Genomic DNA, 6,047 nt, shown 5'->3' with positions numbered 1-6,047 from the left:
CACCAACCGCCATCGCTCCACCGTCGCACCCTCGCCCCCACCGAGGGTGCGACCAACCATGCACCACTTGACAAAACGCCCTACATATCAGGGCCGGCCCGCGTGCAATGCTGTCCGCCGACACGGCGACATCGTGGACACCAAGGAGGGGTGGATGGCCAGTGTGAGAGTGACGGTCTGCCTGCCGGCCAAGGCTTCGGACGACATCGAGGGGGCGCTCGACGAGGCCCTCGCCCCTTTCTACCTCGATACGGACGACAACCCCGTCGACCGCGGCATGTGGGACTCGCGCCGAATCGTCGGAGGTAGCGACGGCACCGGGTTCGCCGTCGTCTCCGGACACGAGAACGACCCGAGGCTCGTCCACGACGACCCCAGGTACGACGGCACGCCCTGCCCCAGCGCCCCCGGAGTCTGCGCCGGAGGACCGCGCGCCCTGCTCGACTTCTCACAACCGCTCGCGGCATCCGAGCGCGCGGCCGCAGCCTCCTGGGACCTCTGGCACCGCCTGACCGCCGTCCACCCTCCCGCCGTACCGCTCGCGGACTTCGTGGACCGCTGGTGGAACGACCCCGACGCCTTCCCGGACGACCGCCGGGGCGACAACATGTTCGCCGCCTACCGCAGCCAGCCGCTCATCCGGGCGTTCCTCGACCACCCCCACAGCCTCGGCCGGGGCAACCTGCGCTTCCCCCACCCCGCGGAACACCCCGTCATCACCCACGACGGCGACCGTGACGCCTACATCCGCCGGCTCACCTCGCCGTACCCGCCGAGTACGGACGTGCTCACCCTCGACGGCTGGTGGCTGGAGGGTGGCAGCAACGCCGTGCACGCCACCTGCGACCCGAGCCAGTGCCCCCACGAACGGCCGGGGCCCACTGTGTGGCCGGGCAGTGAGGCGTACCTCGCCTCACTGCCCGGCGATACGATCCTGGTCCGGCTGCGCGGGCACGTCTGACGTTCTCTTCGGCGCTGTCGAGACCGGTGAACAATCCGCGCGAGCACGCACCATCGCCGCTGGCCTCCGCCACACCTCCTACGAGCCCTTCACCTGCCCGCTCGACCTCCTCGGCATTGTCTGACCAGCGAACTCGCGAGATCACCGGACTTTGCAACACCCCTGCACCGCGTGCGGCGCTCATTCCGAGGTCGAGGGAGGAACCGGTGGGCGCCCGTGCTTCTGTTCGCCCGATTCCCACCTCTGATCCCAGGAAGGCATTCCGTGCGTCAGGGTGACTGCTCAGCGTCCGTCATGAAGCGGTCCGGCCCCGGGTGAGTACCTGCACGACGGACAACGGACAGAACTGAAAGACCCCCATAACTTCACTGCACGTCACCCCCGGCACCACCACGACGTCGCCTGCTGGCTGCAGCACCACGTCGGGTGCCGGGTGACCGTGGACACCGGCCCGAGCCGCGCCTACTGGACTGAGCGCCACAACCTTCTCGTCACCAACAAGAAGCTCGGCGCGGCGCTGTACGTGGACGACCGCGCCCTGACCTTCACCGGCGACTGGGACACCGCCCTCGCCGAGGCGCTGCGCCGCATCGGCGAGCCTCCCGGCCCGGCCGCGCAGCCCGCCGAGGACGTCCCGGCGCTGACGATCCGCCAGCCCTGGCTCGCCTGTACTCTCGGGGGTACCAGTCCCGGCGCGGAAGTTCTCGGAGTTTCCGCAGCTCAGTGGCTTGGAGCCCGAACCTACTGATCCCAACATGTGTGGTGCAAGGAGGCTCACTGACGCGACCTGGTGCATCGGCTGCTGATCGGGCGGGTACCAGCGGGCACTGCTGGCGTCAGGCGCTTCCCGCTGCCCGCCTCTTGAGATATCCCTGTGTGCGTGAGAGCGCGTGGGCCATCAGGCCGTTTGCCAGGAGTAGCAACCATCCCCCAGGCATGTAGACGGCACGAACCGTGTATCCCGATTCGCTGTCATCCGAGATCTCCAGGCCGAGTGTCATCGCGAGCACCCACAGACCGAGGAGCGTGACGAGCGTGATCCAGCCAGCACAGATCCCGCCTGCCGCCAGGCCCCACATTTTGAGGCCATGACCGCTGGCCAGCCCCAGTAGGAACAGGACCGCCAAGACGAGGCTGGCCGCAGTGCCAATGATCCCGAGCGGTATCGGCTGCCAGCTCAGGTCCACTCCGGGGATGCCGATGGAAACTGGTTCCCATGGGTGGTGCCAGTTGAAGGCCCCGGTCACATGTGCCACTTGAGTGCCGGAGGACTCCTTCTTCCAGGTCTCCGACATGAACGGCAGCAAGCTTGCCGAGAGGAGTGCCGCCGCTGCCAGGAGGATCTCCGTCACATGTGTGGCGATCACGCCGCCCGCCGTGGCGAGCGCGGTCGGTTTCGGCGCCTGATCCGGTGGGTTCTGAGGATCGGGCACCGCAGTGGGGGCCGACGATGCGACGGGCCTGATCTTCGGCGTTTTGCCGCCTACGTTGTCCGTGGTGGTACTGGGGGAATCCGGCTGATCGGGGGAGACGGTGCTGGCCGCTCCCGCGTCAGGGGCGATGAGGGCGCGCAAGGCGCTGGTGCGCTCCTGGATCGCCGCACGGGCACCGGTGATCCTCATCCAGGCGCCCGGACCGAGCGCGTCGCCCTGTTCCTCCTCGCACCACTTCCGCACACGTACCGGTGTCGGGCGCTGGTCAGGGTCCTTGTGCAGGCAGGCGGTGATCAGCTGGCGTAACGGTGGGGCGATGACGGAGACGTCCGGGGTGTCAGCGACGACGCGGTGGGCTACGGCCCACTCGTTCTCTGCGGCGAACGCCTCACGGCCGGTGGCGAGGAAGTACAGGGTGGAGCCGAGGGCGAAGACGTCGGAGGCCGCGCCCACGGCTCGGCCCGAGGCCTGCTCGGGCGACATGTACAGCGGGGTGCCGATCCGGGTGGAGTGGCTGGTGTAGGTCACCGACTGTGTCAAGGATTTGACGATGCCGAAGTCGATGACCTTCGGGCCGCTCTCGTCCAGGATGATGTTCCCGGGCTTGAGATCCCGGTGCACCACCTTCGCGGTGTGGATGTCGGCGAGGGCGTGGGCGATGCCCCAGGCCAGCAGCATCACCTGACCGGCAGGCAGTGGTCCGTGCTCGACCACCAGGTCCCGCAGGGACGGCCCGGCCACGTACGTCGTGGCCAGCCATGGCCGCTCGGCTCGGGTGTCAGCGTCCAGCAGAGGTGCGAGGTGGGCGCCGCGCACCTTCTGCGCGGCGCCCACCTCGCGCGCGAACCGCTGCCCGAACTCCGGGTCCCTGGCGAACTCGTTACGGATCACCTTCACAGCCGCCGGCTGCCCGCCAGGGGAAAGGGAAAGGAACACCTGCCCCATACCTCCCTCGCCCAGCCGCGCCACCAGCCGAAAGCCCCCGAGACTGTCCGGATCGTGCGACTGCAGTGCAGGAAACCGAAATGCCGCCTTCGACATGAAGCGCTCCCCTTGTCTTCCCGCCCTGAGATACCTCACGACTCGACCGCCCGACGCATTCGCCCACGAGGGTAGAGCCCCTACCTGACGCCCCGCCAGTTCCGCCGAGAGTCCGACCCACCTCGCAGGGACGCCTGCGGTCCTTAGCTTCCGGCCTGGTGTACCAGGCCAGCTGGCTGGGGCCGAGTGTTCAGCCTGGTCATCAGCTCGCGGTTGGCTGCTCGTGCGGCTTCAAGGTCCTGGTCGCGCTCGTCGAGCCGGGCGGTGAGATCTACTACCTGCTGCTCCAACGCCGTGATGCGGCGGTGCAGTTGCTCGACGTCTGCTGGGACGCCGATTCCCGATTCGTGCCAGACCTGCTCGCCGAGCAACTCCGCGAGCTTGTGCTCCAGTTGTCGGATCCGGTTGGCCTGCCGTCCGGCCCGGTCGTTGGCGCTGGCCAGGTCGGCTTGGAGCGAGGCCCGGCTGACCAGCGGGCCCGTCCCGTCCGTGCCCGGCGGTTCGCTGGCGGCCGCGTGGATCCGGGTGAGCAGGTCACGGTGCCGGTACACAAAGGTGCGGTCCACTCCGGCGGCGCGGGCGATCGCGGACACGCTCATTTCGGCGCCGTTCTTGGCAGCCTGGTGGAGTGCCTTGAGGACGCGTTCGCGTCGGCGGGCTGAGTCGGCCCGTCGCCCCTCGATCATCGGGTTGGCGGTCATGCGGTTCGCTCCACTCGCAGGTCGGGCAGGGGCTGGCGGACGCGGGGCAGGCCAAGGCCGATCACGCCGTTGCGGGCGCGGCGGACGATGGCGACGGCTTCCCGGATCTGGGCGTGCTCGTCCTTCCCGAGTTTGTCGAGTTCGGTCTTGACCCGTCCGATCAGTCGGCGGACCCGCGTGATCTCTTCGTCGGAGGGCATGGCCTCGCGTTTCGCCCAGTCGTCGGCGTCGACGGCTGACAGCAGGCGCTCCCGGTTCCGCAGCAGGTCGGTGATGGCTTTGTTCATGAGAACGGACAGCAGATGTTCACCACTTCGGGAGGCACCCCTGCCTGGCCCTGTTCGATTGCGGCAGTCTCGGAGAGTGGGTATCGGTGCCCTCTGCCAGTCGGCTAGTACTCCAGTGCGACTTCGTGATCTATCCGCTCAGAGGGGGCGGTAAGTCGTCGCTGGCAACAGCTCAGGATCGCGCGGGTCAGGATTTAAAGCGGATGCGGACCATAAGGTCGTCCTCGGCGAGAGCGTCGAGGTAGCGGTCGGCAAAGTCGAAATACCGGTGGCCGACGAGAGCGTTGGGGTCGCTGGACGTGCAAGTGCCGTCGAGCCACTCGCCGTCCAGGGTGAGCAGCACGTTGGTCGGCAAGATGCGGGAGACCTTCCGACGCACGTGCTGCTCGCGGTTGCCGGCATAGTAGGCGACCGGATCCTGCATTCTGGCCCACCGGGGGGCCTGCTCGCTGCTCGCCCGCAGGGCTGCCACGGCCCGGATGACAGGCTGCTCGAAGAACGCCGCCGCCCAGCCGGCCGAGCGGTCGGACGCCTGTGCCATCATGACGCTCGCCGACAGCGCGGGTTCGAAGTCGGCGCTGAAGGCGGCCCAGCCGTCCCAGTCCGCGCCAGCCGTATCCGCCGCTGGCGCGCGGTCGCGGTCCGGATCGAGCAGACCACGTGGGCCGCCGTCGCAGCGCTCGGCCGGCTGTGGTGGCCGCGGGCTGCCGTCGGACCAGAGCGGGTTGCGTGCCAGCCGCGGATCGGCCTCGTATCCGGCACGGACCGCCAAGCCGTCTGCGCCATCGCCGCCGAAGACGTGCCACCACTGCCACTCGCCCTGCCAGACGCCGCCCGACGGGATCTCGGCGTCATTCCAGAACGGGGCCATCGCGGCAGCCAGCGCGTGGGGTACGTCGGCGGGGTCGGTGGGCGGCAGGCAGACAGTGAGCATGTCTCGGGCCATGGCCTCGCCTTCGCTGGTGGGTGGCATCGATCGTCGGAGTCGGCCGTAGCGTAGCGGGGCGCTGGCGCGGCCTCATCGCAATTTCCGCCGTCCCCGCCCCCTGCCACCGTCGCCCCGCCCTCCCCGACACAACAGCCCGACAACGCTCGTGGCGAGGCCGCAGGAGGTGAGGGTGCTGCTTCTGGGCTGCGCGGGTGAGAACCGCAGGCGCGATGATCGGGGGTTGTGTCGACTCTTGAAGATCGTATGGTGGCCGTGGGCCGTGGCATAGACGCCGCCCGCTGGCAGACGATGTTCGAACAGGCCATGGACCGGATCGCGGGTCGGTTCAGACGGGTTGAGCCGCGTGCCACTGCCCGTGCCTTCGTGCTCGCCCTGTTGTCCGGCGTCGAGCGGAAGAACTGCTGGCGGCTGGCCGAACAAGCCGGCCATGCCCGCCCCGGGCCGATGCAACGGCTACTGCGAAGCACCCGCTGGGACGCCGACGCGGTCCGCGACGACGTCCGCGTCTACGTCCTCGAACACCTCGGCACCGACGACGGCGTCCTGATCGTGGACGAGACAGGCTTCCTGAAGAAAGGCACGGTGCAGTCAACCCGTCAGCGCAACAGGGGCTCCAGCCTATCGGCTGGCGTGTCGAAGTCGAGGGTCTTCCGGGGGCGTGTGTTCAGCTTCAAT

7 protein-coding genes are annotated in these 6,047 nt (G+C 68.7%); 3 read left to right on the top strand and 4 right to left on the bottom strand.

Annotation, left to right across the window (positions count from 1 at the left end; translation table 11 throughout):
- Positions 1–154: 154 nt before the first annotated feature.
- Both ABZW30_RS46240 and ABZW30_RS46235 read left to right on the top strand, forming a co-directional pair.
- Positions 155–961, top strand: a complete 807-nt coding sequence (locus tag ABZW30_RS46240) for a hypothetical protein (RefSeq protein WP_355677359.1) — start codon at positions 155–157, stop codon at positions 959–961.
- Between the two features lie 433 nt (positions 962–1,394).
- Entirely contained in the window at positions 1,395–1,709 is a 315-nt protein-coding gene (locus ABZW30_RS46235; protein WP_355677358.1) for a hypothetical protein, read from the top strand.
- Between the two features lie 88 nt (positions 1,710–1,797).
- Here the strand turns inward: ABZW30_RS46235 and ABZW30_RS46230 are convergent, their stop codons facing one another.
- The 4 genes from ABZW30_RS46230 to ABZW30_RS46215 form a co-directional block, all read right to left on the bottom strand.
- Complete coding sequence (locus ABZW30_RS46230; RefSeq protein WP_355677357.1) at positions 1,798–3,435, bottom strand: serine/threonine-protein kinase; 1,638 nt, start codon at positions 3,433–3,435, stop codon at positions 1,798–1,800.
- Positions 3,436–3,578: 143 nt separating this feature from the next.
- Positions 3,579–4,136, bottom strand: coding sequence for a DUF6262 family protein (locus tag ABZW30_RS46225; RefSeq protein WP_355677356.1), 558 nt, complete (start codon positions 4,134–4,136; stop codon positions 3,579–3,581).
- Complete coding sequence (locus ABZW30_RS46220; protein ID WP_355677355.1) at positions 4,133–4,423, bottom strand: transposase; 291 nt, start codon at positions 4,421–4,423, stop codon at positions 4,133–4,135. Before ABZW30_RS46220 ends, ABZW30_RS46225 begins: the two co-directional genes overlap by 4 nt.
- Positions 4,424–4,610: 187 nt before the next feature.
- Positions 4,611–5,369: a hypothetical protein gene (locus ABZW30_RS46215; protein ID WP_355677354.1), complete on the bottom strand. Its 759-nt coding sequence runs from the start codon at positions 5,367–5,369 to the stop codon at positions 4,611–4,613.
- Between the two features lie 306 nt (positions 5,370–5,675).
- On the opposite strand from ABZW30_RS46215, the gene ABZW30_RS46210 reads away from it, so the two are divergent.
- A partial coding sequence (locus ABZW30_RS46210; protein WP_355677360.1) for a transposase occupies positions 5,676–6,047 on the top strand: 372 nt, incomplete at its 3' end.

This window comes from Kitasatospora sp. NPDC004669 (assembly GCF_040609455.1).
Lineage (GTDB): Bacteria > Actinomycetota > Actinomycetes > Streptomycetales > Streptomycetaceae > Kitasatospora.
Note: the sequence above shows the minus strand (reverse complement) of the source record. Positions and strands in the feature narration are given on the sequence as shown.